Genomic DNA, 23,722 nt, shown 5'->3' with positions numbered 1-23,722 from the left:
CGAGCACGCGGCAGGTACTACTAGGAGGGCATCGTGGGCGCAGGCGTCATCATCTGGGCAGTGTTCCTCTTCTACGTGCTCCTCATGGCGCCGTTCTGCGTCCTTGTCGGTGCGAAAACGTCCTCGCGCATGGGCTGGCTGATAGCAACTCCCGTGATTTTCTTGCCCCTCACCCTGTTGATCGCCGCTCTGATCCCTTGAGTGCTCACCGGCTGCGCGACCTGGACTGGCCGACGCAGATCGACTCTGCCTCGGGATGGCATTGTTCAGCTGGCACTGGCTTGGGACTCCCACAGACCTGACTCCCGTGGCTCGCCGCGCTCAATGCATCAGGAGCGGCCGGTCCCGTACGCTGACGCGCTCGGCGTTTCGGCGCATCAATGGGCAGGCTGATGATCTGCGAACGGTCGGGGATGGTGGCCTCCGTGGCGGCCGGTGGCGGGTCGCTCCAGCTGGGCCCGTCGTGGTCCAGCTATCCAAACCGGTTGCTTTGAACTGTATCCGTCCGGGACAGAGTTGGTAGCGCCCCTAAGACGGCCGAACGGGCGCCCCGGACGGCCATGTGCCCAGGAGCGCCCGCATGGACGCATTACCTGTCAGTCGGACAGCTGGCTGATGTGGTCGTCCGCGCTTAGTACGTCTACTACGTCGACGTCCGGGCCGTACTTGTTCCGCCAGTGAATATCGACTCTCTGAGGGTCGATACCTCGGCGGCCACGCGTACCCGGGCGGACGACGATGTGCGCGATGGCGCTCTCCAGCAGTGAGCGGCGGCCGTCCGTGTCGCGCCCCTCCCAGGCTTCAGTGAAGGTCTGGCCCAGCTCGACGTACTCGACGACGGGCTCGCTCGGCTGGGAGAGGAGCTGCCTACGCCGCGCCTTGAGCGAGCGGAGGTTGGCCAGCAGCTCCGCTTCCTTGTCGTCGTCGTCCACGTCCGCCAGTTCGGCGGTCGTCGCCTTGATCTCCGCCTCGACGGCGGCCAGGTCGGCGACTTCGCGGACGCTTTCGCGGACCTCGACGACCGAGTACCGCCCGACGAGATCGAGGAAGGTCCCCGTGATGTACTCCTCAATGCGCTCGGCGACGATCGAAACGCCGCGCTGACAGCCGGTGCCGTCGGACTTGCCCGAGCACGAGTACCGCACGACAGGTTTCGCTCCGCCGGTTCTGTTCACCCGCATCGAGCCGCCGCAGGTCGAGCACCGCAGCAGTCCGCCGGACAGCAGGCGCGCCCTGCGCTTCCGCTCGCCGCCGGGCGCCTTCGTCGGTGCCAGCAGCATGCGGAGTCGGGCCATGTCTTCGAGCGGCAGGATGGGTTCCCAGACCTGGGCCGGTTCTCCGTCGTCGTTGCGGACCAGCTTCCCGTTGTGGGTCATGTAGCCGAGCGATGCGTCCTGCGTCAGAACGATCCGCAGCGATGTCATGGACCAGGCGGCGGCCTTGCGGGGGTTTGACCCGGCGGCATTGAGTGCCGCCGTCGTGTAGTACAGCGACTTCCCGTCCAGGATCATGTCGGCGGCCTTGCGCACGTACGCGGCTTCGACGGGGTCGACCTCCAGCACCTTCCCGGCGCCTGTCGGGTTGTCGACGACGCGGTAGCCGTACGGCGCTGCTCCTCCGGGGTGGCGGCCGGCTTTCACGAGGGCTGCCCGCGCGGCGAGGACGCGGTCGCGGATGGTGGCGGCCTCGAACTCGGCGAACACGCCCAGGAGCTGAAGCAGCATGCGACCGGCGGACGTCGTCATGTCGAACGGCTCGGTGGCCGACACGAGCGACACCCCGGCCTTGGCCCACTCATCCGTCAGCGCGGCGAGGTCGGACACCGAACGCGCGACGCGGTCGATCCTCCAGACCAGCACGATGTCGGCACGCCCCGACTGGATGGCTTCGCGGACGCGGGTGAGGCCGGGGCGGTCCAGCCGCGTCCTGGTGGCGGAGACGTCGATGTCCTCGATGATTTCGGCGAGCGCCCAGCCCCGTGCCTGGCAGGTCGTCCGGATCAGCTCCCGCTGGCGCTCGATCGACGTGCTCTCGTCCGTGGCCTTGGAGATGCGGGCGTACCCGATCACCCGCCGGCCCTGGGAGAATGCAGTTGTCATGCGGGTAATAGTAAACACCTGCGATGCGTTGTCGCCGAGCATCAACAGGTTCGAAACGCATGACGCCGTACCGCACTCACAAGAGCGGTCGGCCACAACCCCGTTGGCAACGATGTGGTCGCAAGGCGCGGGCCAGGCGCGCGGAGCGGGACGGGTGGACGTAAACGTCCTGTGAACTGGAACACTTCAACGTTTGGTCACAAGGCGTCTGGGCAGGCGCCGCCACTAAGAGATGTGCTGGTTGCGCTTTCAACTGGTCGTGGCCTCGCGTCTCTGCTTCTGCCCGCCGAGACTAGAGGTACGCGTGTCATCCAGACTTGAGGCCGCAGGCCTTTACAAGGTGTTCGGAAGACGACCGGACAACGCTGTCGAGCAGCTGCGAAAGGGAGCCGACCGGGAGGAACTGCGTTCCGACGGCACCACGGCCGCCGTGATCGACGCGTCCTTCACCGTGGAACCCGGCGAGATCTTCGTGGTGATGGGTCTGTCCGGCTCCGGCAAGTCCACGCTGCTGCGGATGCTCAACGGACTCCTGGAGCCGACCGCGGGTCATGTCCGTTTCGACGATCAGGACCTGACCGCCCTCAGTGACCGCGCGCTGCGCGAGGTCCGCGCGCACAAGATCAGTATGGTCTTCCAGCACTTCGCGCTCTTCCCGCACCGCAGCGTCCTGGAGAACGCCGCCTACGGCCTGGCCGTCCAGGGGGTTCCCCGGCGTGAGCGCGAGGCGCGGGCCGCCGAGGCGCTCGCCCTGTGTGGACTGGCCGGCTGGGAGAAGTCCTGGCCCGACGAGCTGTCCGGCGGCATGCAGCAGCGTGTGGGCCTGGCCCGCGCCCTGGCCACCGACGCCGACCTGCTGCTCATGGACGAGTCGTTCAGCGCGCTGGACCCGCTGATCCGCCGTGACATGCAGGACCAGCTGATCGAGCTGCAAAAGGAACTCAAGAAGACCATCGTCTTCATCACACACGATCTCAACGAGGCCATGCGCCTGGGCGACCGCATCGCCGTCATGCGTGACGGCCGCATCGTGCAGATCGGCACCGCCGAGGACATCCTGATCCGCCCCGCGAACGACTACGTGGCCTCCTTCACCCAGGACGTCGATCGCTCCCGCATCCTCACCGCCGCCTCCGTCATGGACACCGAGGTGCGCGGCGACGAGGCGGACTGCGACTGCGAGACCGCCACCCCCGACACCCCGTTCGGTGAGCTCTGCGCGATCAGCGCGCGGCTGACGCACCCCGTCTCCGTCCTCGACAAGGACGGAGAACTAGTCGGCGTCGTCCCCCGGGCACGGCTCGTCGGCTTCCTCGGCGACGAGCACGGCGAACCCGCTCCGTGCGACTCACCCGGCGATCACGGCGTCGAGAAGGTGATCGCCCGTGCCTAGGATCCCGTTCGGTGACTGGGTCAACAGCACCGTCGAGTGGCTGCTCGACCACATGGCCTGGCTGTTCGACTTCCTCAAGACCGTCTTCGAGGGCTTCTACGACGGCATCGACACCGTCCTCCAGGCCCCGCACCCCCTGCTGCTCGCGGGCATCTTCGCCGTGATCGCGTTCTGGCTGCGCGGCGCGGTCGCGGGCGTGCTGACGTTCGTCGGGTTCGCGTTCGTGGACTCCCTCGAACTGTGGGACCACGCGATGATGACGTTGTCACTCGTCCTCGTCGCGACGATCATCGCCCTGGTCAGCGCGGTGCCGGTCGGCATCTGGGCGGCTCGTTCGGACCGGGTCAGCTCCCTCGTGCGGCCGGTCCTCGACTTCATGCAGACGCTGCCTGCGATGATCTACCTCATCCCGGCCATCCTCTTCTTCGGCTCGGGAGCCCCCGCCGGCATCGTCGCGACCCTGATCTTCGCCCTGGCCCCCGGCGTCCGCATGACGGAGCTGGGCATCCGTCAGGTCGACAAGGAACTGGTCGAGGCTGCCGACGCGTTCGGCACCGCCCCGCGCGACACCCTGCTGCGCATCCAGCTCCCGCTCGCCCTCCCCACGGTCATGGCCGGCGTCAACCAGGTCATCATGCTGGGCCTGTCCATGGCCGCCATCGCGGGCATGGTCGGTGCCGACGGACTGGGCGCCGACGTGAACGAGGCCCTCGGCCAGCTCAATGTCGGCCTCGGCTCCGAGGCAGGCATCTCCATCGTGATCCTGGCGATCTACCTCGACCGCATGACCAGCGCCCTGGGTACCCAGGCGTCCCCGACGGGCCGCCGCGCTCTCGCCAAGCTGCGCGCCGCCCACGGTGTGACGATCTCGAACTTCCGCCCGCGCCCCGCGGTCGCGGTCATCGGAATCGTCGTACTCGCACTGGTCGCGGGCGGCATGAGCGTCTTCGGCGGCTCGAAGGGCGAGACCATCGCCTCGGAAACGACGAACGTCGGCCAGGGCAAGAAGATCACCATTGGCTACATCCCCTGGGACGAGGGCGTCGCCTCCACCTTCCTGTGGCAGGAGGTCCTGGAACAGCGCGGCTTCGACGTCGAGACCAAGCAGCTCGAAGCGGGCCCGCTCTACACGTCGCTCGCCGCGGGCCAGCTCGACTTTCAGACGGACGCCTGGCTGCCGACCACTCACGCCGAGTACTGGAAGAAGTACGGCGCCAAGCTCGACGACCTCGGTGCCTGGTACGACCGGACGTCCCTGGAGCTGACCGTCCCGTCGTACATGAAGGACGTCAACTCCCTCGCCGACCTCAAGGGCAAGGCCTCCGAGTTCGGCGGCAAGATCACGGGCATCGAGTCCAGCGCCGGCATGATGGGCCTGCTCAAGAGCAAGGTCCTCAAGGAGTACGGCCTTGACAAGGAGTACCGGGTCGTCGACAGCTCGACGCCCGCCATGCTGGCCCAGCTGAAGCGGGCGTACTCCAAGAAGGAGCCGATCGTCGTCACGCTCTGGTCCCCGCACTGGGCGTACAGCGACTACGACCTGAAGAAGCTGAAGGACCCGAAGGGCGCCTGGGGTACCGGCGACGGCGTCCACACGATCGCCCGCAAGGGCTTCGCCGCGGACAACCCGGAAGCCGGCGAATGGCTCAAGAACTTCAAGCTGTCCGAGAAGCAGCTCACCGGTCTCGAGGCGGAGATCAACAAGGCTGGTGAGGGCAAACAGCAGGAGGCCGTGCGCGCCTGGCTGAAGCAGAACCCCGGCCTCGTCGACAAGATGGCCCCGGTCAAGAACGCCGAGGCCGCCAGCCCGGCTGAGGCGAAGCGCCCGCTGGACGTCGCCTGGTTCGCCTGGGACGAGGACATCGCCGTCACCCACCTGTGGAAGAACGTCCTGGAGCGGCGCGGCTACCGGCTGAACCTCAAGCAAATGGACGTCGGCCCCGTCTACACCGGCCTGGCCTCGGGCGACCTCGACCTCAACTTCGACGCCTGGCTGCCCTACGCCCAGCAGAACTACTGGGACAAGAGCAAGGACAGACTCAAGGATCTGGGGACCTGGTACCAGCCGACCTCACTGGAGGTCGCGGTGCCCTCGTACGTGAAGGGCGTCGACTCCCTGGAGGACCTCAAGGGCAAGGCGGACACCTTCGACGGGAAGATCATCGGCATCGAGCCTGGTACCGGCGAGATGAACCTCCTCAAGACGAAGGTGCTTCCCGGGTACGGCCTGGACAAGGAGTACAAGGTCGTCGACGGCTCCACGCCCGCGATGCTGGCCGAGCTCAAGCGCGCCTACGCCAAGAAGGAGCCCGTCGCGGTCGTCCTGTGGTCGCCGCACTGGGCGTACAGCCAGTACGACCTCACGAAGCTGAAGGACGACAAGAAGCTCTTCGGCGAGGGCAACACCATCCGCACGATCTCCAACGAGAAGTTCCCCGAGCAGTACCCGCAGCTCACGAAGTGGATCAAGAACTTCAGGATGAGCGAGGGCGAGCTCGGCAGCCTGGAGGCCGAGATCACCCAGCGCGGCCAGGGCAAGGAGCAGGAGGCGGTCGCCGCCTGGCTGAAGGAGCACCCGGAGATGGTCGACCGGATGACCCCGCAGTAACCGCCGTACCGAAGCCGCCCGAGGGGTGGGCCTCCCCACGCGTCCTGACAGCGTGTGGCGGGGTCCACCCCTCGGGTCATGCCCGGCCCCACGAAAGGATCCGGCCAACCACATAGAGCTACGTCCCTGCCCAAGCTTCGCCGTACGGTGTGAGCAGCCGGTGGGCGTACGCCCGCCACCCCGCGCGAGGACGGCGATCCGGGCGTTCGCCCGGCTGATCCGGGGACGGTCCACTGGCGCGAACCGTGAGTCCGACCGTGGGTCGCGGGAGGCAGATGTGACGGCCGCGTGAAACGTGTTGCCGAACATGCGTAGGGTGCAGACAGGTCATCAGGAGCGAAGTGCCCGAGCCGGGGCTGGAACAAGTGGACCGACGAGCCGAGGAGGGAGCCGTAGCGATGGGCGACCACAAAGAACAGCCTCTGCGGGTGGGCGCGGCCGTGCGCCGCCGACGTCGCGCGCTGGAGCTCACCCTCGCCGTCGTGGCGGAACGCAGCGGTCTGTCGGTCCCCTTCCTGAGCCAGATCGAGAACGAACGCGCGCGCCCCAGCCAGACCTCACTCGAAAAGGTCGCCGACGCCCTGCGCACCACCGCCGTGGAACTCCTGGCCGCCGCCGACCCGGCGTGCAGTGTCGACGTGGTCCGCGCGGAGGGTCTCGAGCCGCTGCTCGTGCCCCAGGTGCGGTCCCTGGTGCGCGGCCACCATCAGATGCACGCCTCGGAGTTCACCGGCGACCACGAGGCGGGCCGTGAGTTCCAGTACCGCAACGACCAGTTGCTGTACGTGGCCGACGGCGCCGTGGAGATCGAGGCGGAGGGCCGCGCGTACCGGCTGGGCCGCGGTGACACCCTGTACCTCACCGGCGGCGTCCGCCACCGCTGGCGGGCGACGGTGGCCGACACCCGCGTGATCGTCGTCGCGGTCGCCGAACACATCGAGGCGGTCCAGGACCGGCAGCGGTAGTGCGCGTCGTCTCGCTCGTCCCGTCGCTCACGGAGGCCGTCGCCGTCACCGTCCCCGGCACCCTCGTCGGCGCCACGGACTGGTGCACGCATCCGGCGGACCTCGACGTCGCCCGCGTCGGCGGTACCAAGAACCCCGACGTCGACCGGATCGTCGCCCTCGCCCCCGATCTGGTGATCGCCAACGAGGAGGAGAACCGTGCCCCCGACCTGGCGGCGCTGCGCACGGCCGGAGTCGAGGTGCTGGTGACGGAGGTGCGCGGGGTGCCGCAGGCCTTCGGCGAGTTGGCGCGGGTGCTCGACGCGTGCGGGGCGGAGCACCGGCCGCGCTGGCTGACGGAGGCGGAGGAGGCCTGGTCGGCCCTGCGGGCACCCGAACGCCGTACGACAGCGGTGGTACCGATCTGGCGGCGGCCGTGGATGGTGCTGGGCCGGGACACCTTCGCCGGCGACGTCCTGGCCCGCCTGGGTGTCGATCACCTGTACGCCGCCCACACCGAGCGCTATCCGCGGATCCCGGTCGAGGAGCTGCGGGCCGCCGCCCCGGACGTGGTCGTCCTCCCGGACGAGCCCTACCGCTTCACGGCCGACGACGGTCCGGAGGCCTTCCCGGGAGTGCCCTGCGCCCTCGTCAGCGGACGGCACCTGACGTGGTACGGGCCGTCACTGGCCGAGGCGCCACGGGCGCTGCACGAGGCGCTGCGAGCAGCTCGCCGCTGATCGGGCCGCGTGCGGTGTGCACAGCGGGCGGTCGGTGCCCACCGGGAAGGTGACCGCTCGGCAGGGGCCGCCGTGGCTGTCCGGGCGGCAGGTGCGCAGGGGTCGCCCGAGCGCTGAGGGCTGGGTCGGCCGGGCAGCGGTGAGCATGTCTTCACGGCCTCGTCGTCGCGGGGCCGCGACCAGGGAGTATGGCCCTATCAGGGCATAAGCTGTCTTTATGAGCGGCGCGGAGGGGCAGCAGGGCGAGGGACAGGCGCGAGCGGTGGGGGGCGGTGGCTCGCTCGGGCACCGGGTGCCCGATCTGGGGGCGCTGGAGCTGCTGCTGGCGGTGGCGCGGCTCGGCAGCCTGGGCGGGGCGGCGCGGGAGGTGGGGATCACGCAGCCTGCCGCCAGCAGCCGGATCCGCTCCATGGAGCGCCAGCTGGGGGTGGCGCTGGTGGACCGTTCGCCGCGCGGCTCCCGGCTGACGGACGCCGGGGCGCTGGTGACGGACTGGGCGCGGCGGATCGTGGCGGCGGCGGAGGCCTTCGACGTGGGCGCGCAGGCGCTGCGGGACCGTCGTGACTCCCGGCTGCGGGTGGCGGCGAGCATGACGATCGCCGAGTACCTGCTCCCGGGCTGGCTGCTCGCGCTGCGTGCCCAGCGGCCGGACACCGCGGTGTCGCTGCTCGCCGGCAACTCGACGGCGGTGGCGGAGCGGCTGCTGGCCGACGAGGCGGACCTCGGCTTCGTGGAGGGGCTCACCGTGCCGACGGGTCTGGACTCCGTGGTCATCGCCCACGACCACCTGATCGTGGTGACGGCACCGGAGCACCCCTGGGCCCGCCGTCGCGGTTCCCTGGAGGCCTCGGAGCTCGCCGTGACGCCGTTGATCCTGCGGGAGAAGGGATCGGGGACCCGGCAGGTCCTGGACGCGGCTCTGGGCGGCCTGGCACGACCACTGATCGAACTGTCGTCCACCACGGCGGTCAAGGCGGCGGTGGTCAGCGGCGCGGGGCCGGCGGTCCTGAGCGAACTGGCGGTCGGGGAGGAACTGGCGATGCGGCGGCTGGTGCGGGTACCGGTGGAGGGCGTCGCCCTGGCCCGGGACCTGCGCGCCGTATGGCCGACGGGCCACCGCCCGGTGGGCCCGGCGAGGGACCTGCTGTCCCTGACCCGGGGGTAGACCGGCCCACCTGTCCGGAGCTTGGCGGTGCCCCGTGGATGGGCCGGGTAGGGCGACAGGGGCGAAAAACCTTGGCGCACCGGCACAGGCGCCCCGCACCATGACGGGCATGACCCCCTCCGCCCCGCCCGCCACCGGCCTCCGCACCCCCTGGGAACACCTCCCGGAATCGGTACGCGACGCCGTCGCGGGCGTTCTCGGCGCCCCCGTCGTCCACGCCGTCACCCAGCCCGGCGGATTCTCCCCCGGCGTCGCCGCCCGTGTCCGTACCGTCGACGGACGCCGCGCCTTCGTCAAGGCGGTCGGCGTGGACACCAACCCGCACAGCCCGCACCTCCACCGCACCGAGGCCCGCAATGCCGCCGCCCTGCCACCCACCGTCCCCGCCCCCCGCCTCCTCGGCACCCACGACGACGGCACCTGGGTCGCCCTCGTCTACCAGGACGTGACCGGCCGCCAGCCCCATGTCCCGTGGCGGGAGCCCGAGTTGCGCCGAGTGCTGGACGCCGTGGGACAGCTCGCCCGCGCCCTCACCCCGTCCCCGCTCGACGCCCCGCCCGCCGCCACGGCCCTCGGCCACACCTTCGACGGCTGGCGCCAACTCCTCGACGGGCAGGAGACCACCCGGCTGCCGCCCGCCCACCTCGGCACGTGGACCACCACGAACCTGCCCCGCCTCGCCGAACTCGCCGCGCCCTGGCCCCGGGCCGTCACCGGCGACACCCTCGCCCACGCCGACCTGCGCGCCGACAACATCCTGCTCACCGACGACGACCGTGTCGTCTTCGTCGACTGGCCGCACGCCCTGCGCGCCGCCCCGTGGTTCGACCTGCTCGTCATGCTGCCCTGCGTCCGCGCCCAGGGCGGCCCGGACCCGGAGGAGGTGTTCGCAGGCCATCCCCTGGGCCGGGACGCCGACCCGGACGCCGTCACCGCCGCCCTCGCGGGCCTCGCCGGTTTCTTCCTGCGGCACTCCCTGCTGCCCCCGCCCCCGGGCATCCCGACCCTGCGCGCCTTCCAGCGGGCCCAGGGCGATGCCGCCCTGACCTGGCTCAGGCGTCGGCTCAGGTGGTCGTAGCGGCCTGACGGCTCAACCTGGTCGTGGCGCGGTCGGCGGCCGGCCATCGGCGCCAGTTCGGCGGCGGCACCCTGACGGCTCAGCGGCCCCTGGTGGCCTCGACCAGCGCCCGCATCACCCGCAGGTCGTCACCCATCTCCGGATGCCACTGCACGCCCATCACCCAGGACGGGCCGGGCAGCTCGACGGCCTCCACCGTCCCGTCGTCCGCGTACGCCGAGGGGACCAGATCCGTGCCGAGACGGTCCACGGCCTGGTGGTGGAAGGTCGGCACCGAGGACTCTTCGGGGACCACATCGGCGTACGACGTGCCCGGCACCGGTTTCACGGCGTGCCGGCCGAAGACCCCGGGCACCTCCGCGTGCCCGTCGAGGTGCTGTACGAGCGTGCCGCCCAGGGCGACGTTCAGCAACTGCATGCCCCGGCAGACCCCCAGCAGCGGGACACCGGCGGCGAGGGCGGCGTCGATCAGGGCGAGCTCCCAGGCGTCCCTCGCGGGAGCGGGCGGGCCGGTGCGCGGGTCGCGTTCGGCGCCGTAGCGGTGCGGCTCCACGTCCGGGCCGCCGGCGATCACCAGGCCGTCGATGCGGGCGACGGTCGCGGCGGCGTGCTCCGGCGCGTCCGGCGGGAGCATCGCCGCGAGTCCGCCGGCCCGCTGCACGAGCCGCGGATACCCGGCGGGCAGCAGCGCCGCCTCCAGCTCCCACATGCCCCAGCCCGCCCCGGCCTCCAGATACGTGCTGACACCGATCAGCGGCCTGCCCGCCATGTACCCCTCCGACCCCTCGATGGACCGCGGTCACCATTGCGGTCACAACAATGGACTGCGCTCAAACCTTTTCATCTCGGCGGCCTCCGCGACAGACCCTCCCCGTCACGTAGGTCCTATGCCCCCGTCCGTCGAGCCGGTCACGCCACTACCCGTCACGTCCGCCGAGCCGATCACGCCACGTCACGACAGGTCGAGTCCGTCACGCCAGGAACCCCCGCAGCAGCGCCGCCGTCCCCGCGCAGTGCTCCCGCATCATCTCCCGCGCCCCGTCCGCGTCGCCGTCGAGGACCGCCTCGACCAGAGCGGTGTGCTGACGCTGGGAGTGCTCCAGGTTGCGCACCAGGAGCGGGATGCAGTCGAGGAGGTCGTTCACCGAGGCCCGTACCGCCGCGTACCGCGCGGTCAGCGTGGGTGAGCCGGACAGCTCGGCGACGGTGAGGTGGAGCAGGGTGTCCAGGCGGCGGTACTCGGACAGCGGCGCGTCCCGCGTCGCCGCCAGAGCTCCTCGCAGCCGGTCCGCCTGCTCCTGCGACAGGCCGTGCGTGGCACACAGCCCGGCCGCCCCCACCTCCAGCACCTCACGGAAGCGCAGCACGTCCTCGATGTCGACCTCGGCGATCCGCCGCCGCAGCTCGTCCTCGCCGCCGACGTCCGCGCGCGGCAGGACGAACGTTCCGCCGTACCGTCCGCGCCGCGACTCGACCAGCCCCTGGTCCTGGAGCACCTTCAGGACCTCGCGCAGCGTCACCCGGCTGATTCCGAGCCGCTCCGCCAGCTCCCGCTCCGCCGGCAGCCGCTCACCGCCCGGTACCAGGCCCAGCCGGACGACCTGGAGGATCTGCTCCAGCGCCTCCTCGAAGCCGTTGCCGGCCCGCACCGGTCGCAGCACCGGCGTCAGCCGGTCGTCCGGGCCGCCGTCAGCGTCCAGCGACATATGGCCGTTCCCCCTTCCCAAGCAATGGTTCTCCGCAATACCTTATGGCTTCCGGCTGACCGTAGAAGCCGAAGGAGGCTTTCCCGTGGCAGACCGCACACCCCCGCTGAGCGTCGAGGAGCTGCACGCCCTCGTCGCCGGCGGTGAGATCGACACTGTCGTCCTGGCGTTCCCCGATATGCAAGGGCGGCTCCAGGGCAAGCGGTTCGCCGCACGCTTCTTCCTCGACGAGGTCCTCCAGCACGGCACCGAGGGCTGCAACTACCTCCTCGCCGTCGACACCGAGATGAACACGGTCGAGGGGTACGCCATGTCTTCCTGGGACCGGGGGTACGGCGACTTCGCCATGCACCCCGACCTGTCCACGCTCCGCCGCGTGCCCTGGAACGACGGTACGGCCATGCTGATCGCCGACCTCGCCTGGAACGACGGCTCCCCGGTCGTCGCCGCCCCCCGCCAGATCCTCCGTCGCCAGCTGGAGCGTCTCGCCGAGCACGGCTTCGCCGCGCAGGTCGGCACCGAGCTGGAGTTCATCGTCTTCAAGGACAGCTACGAGCAGGCGTGGGACGCCGACTACCGGGGCCTCACCCCGGCCAACCAGTACAACATCGACTACTCGGTGCTGGGGACCGGCCGTATCGAGCCCCTGCTGCGGCGCGTCCGCAACGAGATGGCCGCGGCCGGCCTCACCGTCGAGTCCGCCAAGGGCGAGTGCAACCCGGGCCAGCACGAGATCGTCTTCCGCTACGACGAGGCCCTGGTCACCTGCGACCAGCACGCCATCTACAAGACCGGCGCCAAGGAGATCGCCGCGCAGGAGGGCGTCTCCCTCACCTTCATGGCCAAGTACAACGAGCGCGAGGGCAACTCCTGCCACATCCACCTCTCCCTCACGGACGCGGCAGGCGCCAACGCCATGGTGGGCTCCGACCAGGACGAGGGCGGCATGTCGGAGGTGATGCGGTACTTCCTCGCCGGTCAGCTGGCCGCGCTGCGGGACTTCTCGCTCCTCTACGCCCCCAACATCAACTCGTACAAGAGGTTCCAGCCGGGCTCCTTCGCCCCGACCGCCGTCGCCTGGGGGTACGACAACCGCACCTGCGCCCTGAGGGTCGTGGGCCACGGACGTTCCCTGCGCTTCGAGAACCGGCTGCCCGGAGGTGACGTCAACCCGCACCTCGCGGTGGCCGGGCTGGTGGCGGCGGGCCTGTACGGCATCGAGCACAAGCTGGAGCTGCCCGAGGTCTGCACCGGCAACGCCTACGCCGGCGGCTACGCGCACGTCCCCACCACCCTCCGCGAGGCCGCCGAGCTCTGGGAGAACAGCCCGATCGCCAAGGCCGCCTTCGGTGACGAGGTCGTCGCCCACTACCGCAACATGGCGCGCGTCGAACTGGACGCCTTCGACGCCGCGGTGACCGACTGGGAGCTGCGCCGCTCCTTCGAACGCTTGTGAGGTTCTCCCGTGTCGAACGAGCTTGAGCTCCAGGTCCTCAACCCGGCCACCGAGGAGGTGGTCGCGACCGTCCCGGCCGCCACCGCCGCCGACGTGGACGCGGCCGTCGTACGCGCCACCAGGGCACAGGCCGGATGGGCCGCCCTCGCGCCCGCCGACCGGGCCCGACTGCTGCGCCGGTTCGCCGTCGCCGTGGACGAACACCTCGAGGAACTCGCACAGTTGGAGGTCCGGGAGGCCGGACACACCGTCGGCAACGCCCGCTGGGAGGCGGGCAACGTCCGGGACCTGCTCGACTACGCCGCCGGGGGAGTGGAGCGGCTGACGGGACATCAGATCCCGGTGCCCGGCGGCCTGAACGTCTCGATCCTCGAACCGCTCGGTGTGGTCGGCGTCATCGCGCCCTGGAACTTCCCCATGCCGATCGCGGCCTGGGGCACCGCACCGGCGCTCGCGGCGGGCAACGCGGTGATCCTCAAGCCCGCCGAGACGACCCCGCTGACCGCCCTGCGCCTGGCCGAACTCGCTCTGGAAGCAGGCCTCCCGGACGACCTCTTCCAGGTGCTGCCCGGCCATGGACCCGTCGCCGGCAACGCGCTCGTCGAACACCCCGGCGTGGCGAAGATCGTCTTCACCGGGTCGACAGCCGTGGGCCGACAGGTGGCGTCCAAGGGGTCCATGCTCCTCAAGCCCGTCACCCTCGAACTCGGCGGCAAGAGCCCCAACATCGTCTTCGCCGACGCCGACCTCGAGGCCGCCGCCGCCGCGGCTCCCATGGCCTTCCTCGACAACTCCGGCCAGGACTGCTGCGCCCGCACCCGCATCCTCGTCCAGCGCTCCGCCTACGACCGCTTCCTGGACCTGCTGGCCCCCGGGATCGAGTCGGTCCGGGTGGGCGACCCGGCCGACGAGCAGACCCAGATGGGCCCCCTGATCTCCAGGGCCCAACTGGACCGTGTCCGTTCGTACGTCGACCCGGACGCCTCCGGTCTGCGCGGCAAGGCCCCCGAAGGCCCCGGCTTCTGGTTCCCGCCCACCCTCCTGACCGGCGTCGACCCGCACGCCCGGGTGGCCGTCGAGGAGGTCTTCGGCCCGGTCGCGGTGGTCCTGCCCTTCGAGGACGAGGCGGAGGCCGTGGCCCTCGCCAACGCCACCGACTACGGCCTCTCCGGCTCCCTGTGGACCCGGGACGTCGGCCGCGCCCTGCGCGTCTCCCAAGCGGTCCGGGCGGGCAACCTGTCCGTCAACTCCCACTCCAGCGTCCGCTACTGGACGCCCTTCGGCGGCTTCAAACAGTCCGGCATCGGCCGCGAACTCGGCCCGGACGCCCTGGCCGCCTTCACCGAAACCAAGAACGTCTTCATCAGTACGGAGGGCCCCGCACAGTGACCGCATCCGACGACATCATCTGCCGCCGCCTGGTCGGCCGTACCGCCGTCATCACCGGAGCCGGCAGCGGCATCGGTCTCGCCACCGCGCGCCGGCTCGCCTCCGAGGGCGCCCACGTCGTCCTCGGCGACGTCGACGAGACGCGCGGCAAGGCGGCCGCCGAGGAGATCGGCGGGACGTTCGTGAAAGTCGACGTCACCGACCCCGAGCAGGTCGAGGCCCTCTTCAAGACGGCCCACGACACCTACGGCAGCGTAGACATCGCCTTCAACAACGCCGGCATCTCCCCGCCCGACGACGACTCCATCCTGGAGACCGGCCTGGAGGCCTGGAAGCGCGTCCAGGAGGTCAACCTGACCTCCGTCTACCTGTGCTGCAAGGCCGCGATCCCCTACATGCGGCGGCAGGGCAAGGGCTCCATCATCAACACCGCGTCCTTCGTGGCCCGGATGGGCGCGGCGACCTCGCAGATCTCGTACACCGCGTCCAAGGGCGGCGTCCTGGCCATGTCCCGTGAACTGGGCGTGCAGTTCGCGCGGGAGGGCATCCGGGTCAACGCGCTCTGCCCGGGCCCGGTCAACACCCCCCTGCTCCAGGAACTGTTCGCCAAGGACCCGGAGCGGGCCGCGCGCCGCCTGGTCCACATCCCCGTCGGCCGGTTCGCCGAGGCCGAGGAGATCGCCGCCGCCGTCGCCTTCCTGGCCAGCGACGACTCCTCGTTCGTGAACGCCACCGACTTCCTGGTGGACGGCGGGATCTCGGGGGCGTACGTCACACCGCTGTAGGCGCGTCCTACAGTTCCGGAATGAGCATGACGCCTCCGCCCGGCTGGTACCCCGACCCCTCGGCCCCGCATCTGGAGCGTTGGTGGGACGGGACCACGTGGACCGACCACCGGCGCTCCCCGGACGCCCCCGGGCGGCCGCAGGCCGCCGACGGGGCCTCCGGGCGGGCCAAGGCCATCGCCCTGGGCACCGCCGGGGTCGTCCTCGTCGCCGCGATCGTCACGGGCGCGTTCGTACTCCGCGAGAACGGCGGCGGTACGGACGTGAACACCGCGCCCACGCCGGTGGCCCCCACGTCGGCACCGGCGAGCGAGGAGCCCTCACCGGCCGCCTCCTCGCCGACCCCTTCCGCGCCGTCCGCCGACGACCCGGCCGTCGTGGTGGACCAACTCAACGGCATCACCCTGCCGTTGCGCGACGGCTGGACCAGGCCGGAGAACGTCGCCGAGGACGACGTCGTCATGATGCGGGACGACGGGACGTACGACTGCCCGGCCGGCGTCGGCCTCTGCCGGCACGGCCTGGTCTTCTCCCGCACGGTCACCGAGAACGACGTGCGCTCACCCAAGACCCTCGCCCTGGCGGACATCTCGAAGGCGGCCGACGAGGCCTACGACCACGACTCCCTGGACCGTCGCCCCTACGGCGGCATCGCGTCGCACCAGAAGGTCGGATCCGGGCAGGTCGCGGTGGCGGGCCGCGCCGGGTACTTCGTGCGCTGGCGGGTGAAGACCGTCAAGGGCCCCGGCGGCTATGTGCAGTCGCTGGTCTTCCCCTCCAGCGTCGGCAGCGAGTCGCCGGTCCTCGTACGGTTCGTCTTCGACGCGGGCCCGGACGGACCGCCGCTCGCCGACATGGACCGGATCACCAAGGGGATCCGGTCGGTCGGCGACACGGACCCGGGCGGCGGCGTGGGCAGCAGCCTCGGGCCCTCGACCTAGCGGCCGCGGTCGCTTCGGCCCGGCTAGAGGAAGGTGTGGCCTTCCCCGCGATACGTCGGGACCGTCGCCGTCACCGCGTCCCCCTCGATCAGGTGCAGCACGTCGAACCGCTCGCACAACTCGCCGGCCTTGGCGTGCCGGAACCACACCTTGTCACCGACGAGGAGGTCGTCGGCGGGGGAGCCGAGCAGCGGCGTCTGCACCTCGCCGGGCCCTTCCTGGGGGTCGTACTTCAGCCCCTCCGGCAGATACGGCACCGGCAGCCGGTCGGGTCCGGGCGCGCCCGACGCGGGGTAGCCGCCGCCGAGGACGGTCACGACACCGACCCCCGGCCGCCGGACCACCGGCTGGGCGAAGAGTGCCGCCGGACGCCCGCTGAACGACGTGTAGTTGTCGAACAGCCGCGGTACGTACAGTCCTGACCCGGCGGCGATCTCGGTGACCGCGTCCTCCGCGGCGGTGTGCTGCACACTGCCCGTGCCGCCGCCGTTGACGAACTCCAGGTCCGGTACGACGGCCCGCACCGCGCGCACCACCGCCGCACGCCGCTCGGCGAGTTCGCGGCGCGCGGTGGCCTGCATCAGCCGCACCGCACGCGAGCGCAGCGGCCGTCCGGCGACGGCGTCCCCGACACCGGCGATGTGCCCCTCGTACGCCATGATCCCCACGACCTTGAACCCCGGCCGCCGGGCCACGGCACGGGCCAGGTCGGCCACCTGGGCCGGGGAGTGCAACGGGGAGCGGCGGGCGCCGACCCGTACCCGGCCGCCGAGGAGCTTGAGCGCGGTGTCCAACTCCAGGCAGACTCGGATGACTTCGCGTCCGCCGCCGCGGGCGTCGTCGATCAGCCCGAGCTGCGCGGGGTCGTCGACCATCACGGTCACGGCGGCGGCGAGCTTGGGGTCGGACGCCAGCTCGGCGAACCCGGCGCGGTCGGCGGAGGGGTAGGCGAGCAGGACGTCGTCGAATCCGCTCCGGGCCAGCCACAGGGACTCGGCGAGGGTGAAGGACATGAGGCCCGCGAAGCCGTCCCGCGCCAGCACGCGTTCCAGCAGGGCCCGGCAGCGTACGGACTTGCTGGCGACCCGGACCGGTTTGCCGTCGGCACGGCGGACGAGATCGTCCGCGTTGGCGTCGAAGGCGTCCAGGTCCACGATCGCGAGGGGGGCGTCGAGATGGGCGGTGGCCCGGTCGTAACGGGCCCGGTCGGCGGCGCGCGCAGTCATGAACGCAGCCTGCCAGACAGGATTACCGCAGGGTAGGGGGATGTTCCGGGCAGATGCCCCGGGGGCACGGACTGGTTCCCGTTTGCCCGGCAACAACCCGTAGAGTGACGCGCACGCACGGAGGACCGCTCCGTCCCCGGCCGCACGTCCGCGCCGGGATGGCGGTCCGTCCATGCGGGTATGCCTGCCCGGGACGGCCGAGTCCACGCCGGGCCCGGCCGACGGTGACAACGGCCCGTGTGCGTGGAGACGACCCGGGCGCGAGGAAACGGGGGGTGCATGAGCACGGAAGCGCGGCGCGCCCCCATTCCCCCACGCCCGCCCCAGCCGCCGACGGCGGGGACCGGGGAGAGTGGTTCGTCGGAGCCCGGTTCGGAGACCGGGTCCGGGGCCGGCGGGGACGCCGCTCCCGATTCCGCCGACGGTTCACTCAGGGGGAGCGGGGGCGTTTTCGGGGCTCGCTCGATACCGACGGGCGGAGGGGCCCCTGCTGCCGGCACCGGGCCGGTGGGTGCGGGGCCTTCGGCATCGGATGCCTCGGGGACGCATTCCGCGTCCGCGGCACGGGGCGCGGCCGGGGCCCGTTCGGTGCGTGGGGGTGTGTTCGGCTCGGGCGACCGCGGGTCTGGTTCCGGGACGGTCGGTGGAAGTGGCGCAGGCTCCGGGGCCGGCGCGTACGCTCGCCGCGACGGTGAGTCCGACGGCGAGGAGGCGGGACGCGCGACCTCCGCGCGGCACATCGGCCCCCGCATCCCGAACCTGCGGGCACCGTCCTTCGGAACCGACGGTTCCTCCTCGACGCCGCCCCCACCCCGGGCCTCGGCCCGTTTCCCCGACACCCCACCGACGACCGACCGCGTGCCGCCCCGGCCCAGCGGGAGCCCGGCCTCGGGTGGACATCTGCCGCCTCGACCGACTTCCGGGGCCCCGGCGTCGGACCCCATACCGCCCCGCCCGGGCCATCGGCCTCCGGCGCCGCCGCGCCGTACCTCGGCACCCGCCGAGACCGCGTCGGAGACAACGTTCCGCCTCCGTCCGGTCCCCCCGGCCCCCGCACAGCGACGGCCGGACTCGGGCCCGAGTGCGGCCCCGTCGGCACCGCGGCCCGCCGCCCGCGCGGGCTCCGCGTCCACCGATCCTTTCGGAGAGCCCCGCTCCCCGGGTGGCCGGCCGGCCGGCTCACAGGCAGCCGGCTCCGCCGCCTCCGGGGGTCCGCAGCGGCCTGACTCCCGACCCGGCTCCGCCCCTCCCGCACCCCGGTCCGGTGGTGCCCGCTCGAATCCCGCGCCCGAACCGCACCCCGGCTCCGCAGCGTCCGCCGCGCAACCAGGCGCTCACCCAAGCACCCCGCCCGCGCCCGCCCGCCCCGGCTTCCCGCCCCACCCGGCCCGGCAGACGCCGGGCGGCCCCGGCAGCGACAGTGGCTCGGACCTGCCGTTCGCGACGCCCCCCGTGCCCAGGAGCGCTCCGTACACGCAGCCGGCGCCCCCCAGGCCCCGGAGCCGACCCCAACCGTCCTCCGCGCCGACAGGTCCTGAGAACCGCCCGCAGTCCCCGTCGACGTCCACCGGCTCCGGAAGCCGCCCGCAGCCCTCGTCCACGACCCCTGGCTCCCGCCCCCCTGCGCAGCCCCCGTCGGCACTCCTCACCCCCGGCGGCCACGCACGTACCTCTTCGCCCGAGGCCCCCGCGGCACCCCACCTGCGGAGCCGCTCCGATTCCGTCGGTCGCGGACCGGATCCCGCGCTCTCCTGGAGCGCGCCCATGACACCCGGAGCAGTCCCTGGTTCGGGGCGGCCCATCGTGTCGTTCGGGGAGCCCGAGGGGTATCGCGAGCAGGCCCGCCCGCGGACGCTCCCGGTGTGGGTCCGGCCCCGGGTCGCCGCCGCGGCGGCGTGCGTCGTGCTCGGTCTGGGGCTCATCGGTGGTGCCGTGACCGGGAGTTGGCTCGTGGGGGAGCCGGGGCAGAGCGGGAAGCGGGACAGCTTCGCCGCGGCCGGCGGGCTGTGGCACAGCGTTCCGGTGGATCAGCTGTTCCCGCCCACCGTGGCGGGCCAGGGCGCCGGCCCCGGCCGCGCCGACCGCACCTGGACCCGCATCGCCGTCGCCCCGGACACCGACTGCGAGAACGCCTTCGACCCCCTGCTGAGCAAGGCCCTCGCACCCGTCGGCTGCGAGCGGCTGCTGCGCGCCACCTACACGGACGCCACGCAGAGCTACGTCACCACCGTCGGTCTCCTCTTCACCAAGGCCGACGCCACCGCGATGAGCGCCCTCGCCAAGGGGTTCAAGGACCAGGGCCTCGCCGACCGCACCGACCTCATGCCCCGCCCGTACGCCGCCAAGGGCACCGTCGCCGCCCGCTTCGGCGCCGAGCAGCGCGCCTCCTGGACCGTGTCCGTCCTCACCGACGCCCCCGTCGTGGTGTACGCCGTCTCCGGCTGGGCCGACGGTCGTACCGTGGACGACCCGCAGCCCGCCGCGCAGGCCATGGCCTCCGGCGCCACCACCGCCCCCGCCCAGGCCGGCCTCGGCAACGAGGCGCAGGGCCTCGCCGACCGTGTCGAACGCGGCCTGCGCAAGACCGTCAGCTCACCCACGGAGCCGCCCTCATGAGCCGCATGAGCCGCATGAGCCGAGTGAGTCCCACCAGCGGCCTGAGCGTCGGGACCCGCCGAGCGGGCCTCCTGAGCGTCCTTCTCACCGCCTCCGTCGCCCTCGTGCCGCCCACCGCCGCGCACGCCGACAGCATCCGCGCCGAGCAGTGGGCCCTCAACGCCATGCACACCGAGCAGGCCTGGCGCACCACGAAGGGCGCGGGCGTCACCGTCGCCGTCCTGGACACCGGCGTGGAGGCCGACCACCCCGACCTCGTCGGCAACGTCCTCACCGGCAAGGACATGATCGGCTTCGGCGCGGAGGACGGCGACCGCGCCTGGGCCCGTCACGGCACCGCGATGGCCGGGATCATCGCCGGCCACGGACACGGCGCCGGCAACGCCGACGGCGTCATGGGCATCGCCCCCGAGGCCAAGATCCTCCCCGTCCGGGTGATCCTCGAGGACAAGGACCCGGCCCGCGCCAAGGCGCGCAGCATCCGGGGCAACGCCCTCGCCGATGGCATCCGCTGGGCCGCCGACCAGGGCGCCGACGTCATCAACCTCTCCCTCGGCGACGACTCCGCCTCCGCGCACCCCGAACCCACCGAGGACGAGGCCGTCCAATACGCGCTGAAGAAGGGTTCCGTCGTCGTCGCCTCGGCAGGCAACGGCGGCGAGAAGGGCGACCACATCTCCTACCCGGCCGCCTACCCGGGCGTCATCGCCGTGACCGCCGTCGACCGCTTCGGCACCCGCGCCTCCTTCTCCACCCGCCGCTGGTACGCGACGGTCAGCGCCCCCGGCGTCAACGTCGTCATCGCCGACCCCGACCACAAGTACTACGAGGGCTGGGGCACCAGCGCCGCCTCCGCCTTCGTCTCCGGCGCGGTCGCGCTGATCAGGGCCGCCGACCCCGGCCTGACCCCCGCCCAGGTCAAGAAGCTCTTGGAGGACACGGCCCGCAACGCCCCGGCCGGCGGCCGTGACGACTCCCGGGGCTTCGGCTTCGTCGACCCGGCCGCTGCCCTCGCCGAGGCCGGCGGCCTCAAGCCGGAGGATCTGAAGTCCGCCTCGTACGGCGACAAGTACTTCGGCTCCGGCCCGGGCACCGCCGACGAGGACGACGGCCCGGCCGGCTGGGCGGCCTCCCTCGCGGGCGGCGCCGGGGGCCTGCTGCTGGTCGGCGCGGTGGTCCTGTGGCGCGGCCGCCGCCGTGCACCGCGCTCCTACGACGGCTACGAGTCCCAGGACGGCTGGACATGATCGCCGACCTGCAGTGTGTGGTGCTGGACTGCGCCGAGCCCGGGCGACTGGCCGAGTTCTACCGGTCGCTGCTCGGCGGCACCGTCAACCGGCCGGACCGGCGGTGGACGATCGGCGACGACTGGGCCACCCTGCACGCACGCTCGGGCCTGGTGCTCGCCTTCCAGCGGGTGGCCGACTACCAGGCCCCGCAGTGGCCGGATCCCGCCCGGCCCCAGCAGTTCCACCTGGACTTCGCCGTCACCGACCCGGACCGGGCGCAGGAGGAGGTGCTGGCCGCGGGCGCGACCCTGCTCGACGGCGGCTCCGACAGCCGGAGTTGGCGCGTCTACGCGGACCCGGCAGGGCATCCCTTCTGCCTGGTCCGCCACTGACCGGTCACCGCTCCGAAGACACCGAAGCGGCCGAGGCCGCGGAGTCCGACGACGCGGAGGCCGAGCCGGCCGCCCCGTCGGCCGTGAACACCGACACCGCCGCCTTCGCCGCCGCCTCGACCAGCGAAATCCCCCGCGCCTTCGTCGCGTTGCCCTTCGACAGCGCGGCCACCAGACAGTCATGGCCGTCCACGGTCACCCGCCCGATGCTGTTGATGTCCCACAGACCGGTGGTGCTGCGTGCCAGCCAGCCGTTCTTCAGCGCCCACGCGGAGCCGTCGGCCACCACCGACACCCCCCAGCGCTGATCGGCGGCTATCTGCCCCATCAGCCCCCGCAGATACGTCCGCGAGGCCTCGCTCAGCTCCGAGTCCGCCCCGAACACCTGCTGGAGCAGGGTGAGTTGGTCGATGGCCGTGGTCTGCGTGAGCCCCCACAGCGGCCCCTCGCCGCCCTCCGTCGCCCTGAGCCCGAACCGCTCGTTCGCGGCGTTCAGCCCGTCGGCCCCACCGATGTCCCGCCACAGCGCCGACGCCGCGTCGTTGTCGCTGTTCTCGATCATCGCGGTGGCGTACGACTTCTCCCGCGCGGTGAGACGCGTGCCCGCGTCCTGCGCCTGGAGCAGCACCGCCGCGAGGATGTCGACCTTGACGATGCTCGCCGTGTCGAAGGTCCCGTCGCCGTACCCGGCGCCGGCGCCGGAGTCGAGGTCCAGTACCGCCACCGACACCTCCGCGGTGTCCGCCACGCTGACCGTCTTCATGGCGGCGGCCAGCAGGGCGTCGTGACTGACCGTCGGCTCCGCCACGGGTTCCACCGATGTCTCCCCACTCCCCGAGGCCGAAGCCGCGGTCGAACCCGTGGCCGTCAAGGAGGCCGACGGCGTACCCGCCGACGATACGACGCCCGCACCGGAGTGCGCCTGCGCCTTCACGTACACCGTCCCCGCGGACGTGGCACCGACGACCGCGACGGAGGCGAGCGCGGTGTACAGCAGCGGGCGCCGCCGGGGCGGGCGGGAGCGGTGGCTTCGCGCGGCTCTGGAGGACTCCATGTCCGCGATGCTGGGGGCGTCGACTGTGCGACCCGTTAGACGGACGTTAGATGTGTGTCAGGGAAATCTGAGAAAACGGTGAAAGCCGTCACCAGCAGGTTTCCGGACCCGCACAAGCCCAGCAGCATCCCCCCGATAGGGTCGGTGACCGTGGCGAACAAGAACATTCCCGACCCCGGCTTCTCCGACGACGACGGTACGGCCGACCCCCGGCTGAGCGCGGCGCTGGCGGCCTGGGCGAAAGACCACGACGCCGAGGGACCCGTCCTGGAGGCGCTCAAGGGCGCCCGGCTCCTCGTCCCCGTCGTGGCCGTCCTCGGCGAGGTCGAGGAGGACGAGAACGGGCTGCGCCGCGAGAAGACCAGCGACATGGCCGTGCCGACGCTGAAAGCCGGCCACCGCACGGCCCTGCCGGCCTTCACCTCCACCGACTCGCTGGCCCGCTGGGACCCCGAGGCCCGCCCCGTCGCCGTACCCCTGCACCAGGCCCTCCAGGCCGCCGCGCACGAGAAGGCCGACACGCTCGTGCTCGATCTGGCCGGACCGGTGCCGTACGAGCTGAGGGGGTCCGCGCTGCTCGCGCTCGCCGAGGGCCGTACGACGGCCGATCCGCTCGCCGACCCGGCGGTCCGCGACGCGGTACGGACCGCGGTGGCCGCCGAGCCGGGTGTGCTCCGCGCTCACCTCGGGCCCGGACAGGCCGACGGAACCCTCGCCCTCGTACTGGACGCGTCCGCACCCCCGGCCGAGGCCGCCCGCGCGGTCGCCGAGCGGCTGGCCGCCGACGAGACGCTCAGGGCCCGCCTGGTGCGCGGCCTCGACCTGGCACTGCTGCCGGCCGGGGCGACGCCGCCGGGCGAGCCCTTGTACGTACGCGGATGAGCCGGCCGTGGAACTGACC

General features: G+C 72.0%; 20 protein-coding genes. 15 read left to right on the top strand and 5 right to left on the bottom strand.

Annotated features, from left to right (window positions below):
- The first annotated feature begins 33 nt into the window (after positions 1-33).
- A complete protein-coding gene (locus OHA64_RS09675) occupies positions 34-201 on the top strand; it encodes a hypothetical protein (protein WP_405610881.1) in 168 nt (55 codons plus the stop codon).
- 395 nt (positions 202-596) lie between these two features.
- Here OHA64_RS09675 and OHA64_RS09670 read toward each other — a convergent pair whose 3' ends face one another.
- Positions 597-2,099: a recombinase family protein gene (locus tag OHA64_RS09670; protein WP_405610878.1), complete on the bottom strand. Its 1,503-nt coding sequence runs from the start codon at positions 2,097-2,099 to the stop codon at positions 597-599.
- Positions 2,100-2,403: 304 nt separating this feature from the next.
- Here OHA64_RS09670 and OHA64_RS09665 point away from each other — a divergent pair, with 304 nt between their 5' ends.
- The 6 genes from OHA64_RS09665 (at position 2,404) to OHA64_RS09640 (ending at position 10,027) form a co-directional block, all read left to right on the top strand.
- Entirely contained in the window at positions 2,404-3,492 is a 1,089-nt protein-coding gene (locus OHA64_RS09665) for a glycine betaine/L-proline ABC transporter ATP-binding protein (protein WP_405610875.1), read from the top strand.
- Positions 3,485-6,100: an ABC transporter permease/substrate binding protein gene (locus OHA64_RS09660; protein WP_405610872.1), complete on the top strand. Its 2,616-nt coding sequence runs from the start codon at positions 3,485-3,487 to the stop codon at positions 6,098-6,100. Before OHA64_RS09665 ends, OHA64_RS09660 begins: the two co-directional genes overlap by 8 nt.
- 398 nt (positions 6,101-6,498) lie before the next feature.
- Complete coding sequence (locus OHA64_RS09655) at positions 6,499-7,065, top strand: helix-turn-helix domain-containing protein (RefSeq protein ID WP_405610869.1); 567 nt, start codon at positions 6,499-6,501, stop codon at positions 7,063-7,065.
- Positions 7,065-7,784 carry a helical backbone metal receptor gene (locus OHA64_RS09650; protein WP_405610862.1) on the top strand — a complete coding sequence of 240 codons (720 nt, stop codon included), beginning with the start codon at positions 7,065-7,067 and terminating at the stop codon, positions 7,782-7,784. The genes OHA64_RS09655 and OHA64_RS09650 overlap by 1 nt, the downstream gene beginning before the upstream one ends.
- 217 nt (positions 7,785-8,001) lie before the next feature.
- Complete coding sequence (locus OHA64_RS09645) at positions 8,002-8,949, top strand: LysR family transcriptional regulator (protein WP_405610859.1); 948 nt, start codon at positions 8,002-8,004, stop codon at positions 8,947-8,949.
- Between the two features lie 109 nt (positions 8,950-9,058).
- The gene (locus OHA64_RS09640; protein ID WP_405610856.1) at positions 9,059-10,027 is read left to right on the top strand and encodes an aminoglycoside phosphotransferase family protein; all 969 of its coding nucleotides are present in this window, start codon (positions 9,059-9,061) and stop codon (positions 10,025-10,027) included.
- Between the two features lie 79 nt (positions 10,028-10,106).
- On the opposite strand, the gene OHA64_RS09635 is transcribed toward OHA64_RS09640, so the two are convergent.
- Positions 10,107-10,796: a gamma-glutamyl-gamma-aminobutyrate hydrolase family protein gene (locus OHA64_RS09635; RefSeq protein WP_405610853.1), complete on the bottom strand. Its 690-nt coding sequence runs from the start codon at positions 10,794-10,796 to the stop codon at positions 10,107-10,109.
- 202 nt (positions 10,797-10,998) lie between these two features.
- Positions 10,999-11,733: a FadR/GntR family transcriptional regulator gene (locus OHA64_RS09630; protein ID WP_405610850.1), complete on the bottom strand. Its 735-nt coding sequence runs from the start codon at positions 11,731-11,733 to the stop codon at positions 10,999-11,001.
- Between the two features lie 85 nt (positions 11,734-11,818).
- On the opposite strand from OHA64_RS09630, the gene OHA64_RS09625 reads away from it, so the two are divergent.
- Genes OHA64_RS09625 through OHA64_RS09610 form a run of 4 tightly spaced genes read left to right on the top strand, consistent with a single transcriptional unit; the run spans position 11,819 to position 16,304 of the window.
- Positions 11,819-13,189, top strand: a complete 1,371-nt coding sequence (locus OHA64_RS09625; protein WP_405610847.1) for a glutamine synthetase family protein — start codon at positions 11,819-11,821, stop codon at positions 13,187-13,189.
- Between the two features lie 9 nt (positions 13,190-13,198).
- Positions 13,199-14,578 carry an aldehyde dehydrogenase family protein gene (locus OHA64_RS09620; protein ID WP_405610844.1) on the top strand — a complete coding sequence of 460 codons (1,380 nt, stop codon included), beginning with the start codon at positions 13,199-13,201 and terminating at the stop codon, positions 14,576-14,578.
- Entirely contained in the window at positions 14,575-15,363 is a 789-nt protein-coding gene (locus tag OHA64_RS09615; RefSeq protein WP_405610841.1) for a 3-oxoacyl-ACP reductase, read from the top strand. The genes OHA64_RS09620 and OHA64_RS09615 overlap by 4 nt, the downstream gene beginning before the upstream one ends.
- Before the next feature lie 26 nt (positions 15,364-15,389).
- Positions 15,390-16,304, top strand: coding sequence for a DUF2510 domain-containing protein (locus OHA64_RS09610; protein ID WP_405623919.1), 915 nt, complete (start codon positions 15,390-15,392; stop codon positions 16,302-16,304).
- A gap of 23 nt (positions 16,305-16,327) precedes the next feature.
- Here OHA64_RS09610 and OHA64_RS09605 read toward each other — a convergent pair whose 3' ends face one another.
- Entirely contained in the window at positions 16,328-17,530 is a 1,203-nt protein-coding gene (locus OHA64_RS09605; protein WP_405610838.1) for an amino acid deaminase/aldolase, read from the bottom strand.
- A gap of 1,764 nt (positions 17,531-19,294) precedes the next feature.
- On the opposite strand from OHA64_RS09605, the gene OHA64_RS09600 reads away from it, so the two are divergent.
- Genes OHA64_RS09600 through OHA64_RS09590 form a run of 3 tightly spaced genes read left to right on the top strand, consistent with a single transcriptional unit; the run spans position 19,295 to position 21,767 of the window.
- On the top strand, positions 19,295-20,146 hold the full coding sequence (locus tag OHA64_RS09600) for a hypothetical protein (RefSeq protein WP_405610835.1): 852 nt from the start codon (positions 19,295-19,297) through the stop codon (positions 20,144-20,146).
- A gap of 5 nt (positions 20,147-20,151) precedes the next feature.
- Complete coding sequence (gene mycP, locus OHA64_RS09595) at positions 20,152-21,393, top strand: type VII secretion-associated serine protease mycosin (RefSeq protein WP_405623918.1); 1,242 nt, start codon at positions 20,152-20,154, stop codon at positions 21,391-21,393.
- Positions 21,390-21,767 (top strand): VOC family protein, encoded by a 378-nt coding sequence (locus tag OHA64_RS09590; protein ID WP_405610832.1) that lies wholly within the window; start codon positions 21,390-21,392, stop codon positions 21,765-21,767. The genes mycP and OHA64_RS09590 overlap by 4 nt, the downstream gene beginning before the upstream one ends.
- Positions 21,768-21,771: 4 nt before the next feature.
- On the opposite strand, the gene OHA64_RS09585 is transcribed toward OHA64_RS09590, so the two are convergent.
- Entirely contained in the window at positions 21,772-22,821 is a 1,050-nt protein-coding gene (locus tag OHA64_RS09585; protein WP_405610829.1) for a serine hydrolase, read from the bottom strand.
- A gap of 150 nt (positions 22,822-22,971) precedes the next feature.
- Between OHA64_RS09585 and OHA64_RS09580 the strand changes: the two genes are divergently transcribed.
- Entirely contained in the window at positions 22,972-23,703 is a 732-nt protein-coding gene (locus OHA64_RS09580) for an SseB family protein (protein WP_405610826.1), read from the top strand.
- Positions 23,704-23,722 lie beyond the last annotated feature (19 nt).

Source organism: Streptomyces sp. NBC_00076 (genome assembly GCF_045041235.1).
In the GTDB taxonomy this organism is placed as follows: domain Bacteria; phylum Actinomycetota; class Actinomycetes; order Streptomycetales; family Streptomycetaceae; genus Streptomyces.
Note: the sequence above shows the minus strand (reverse complement) of the source record. Positions and strands in the feature narration are given on the sequence as shown.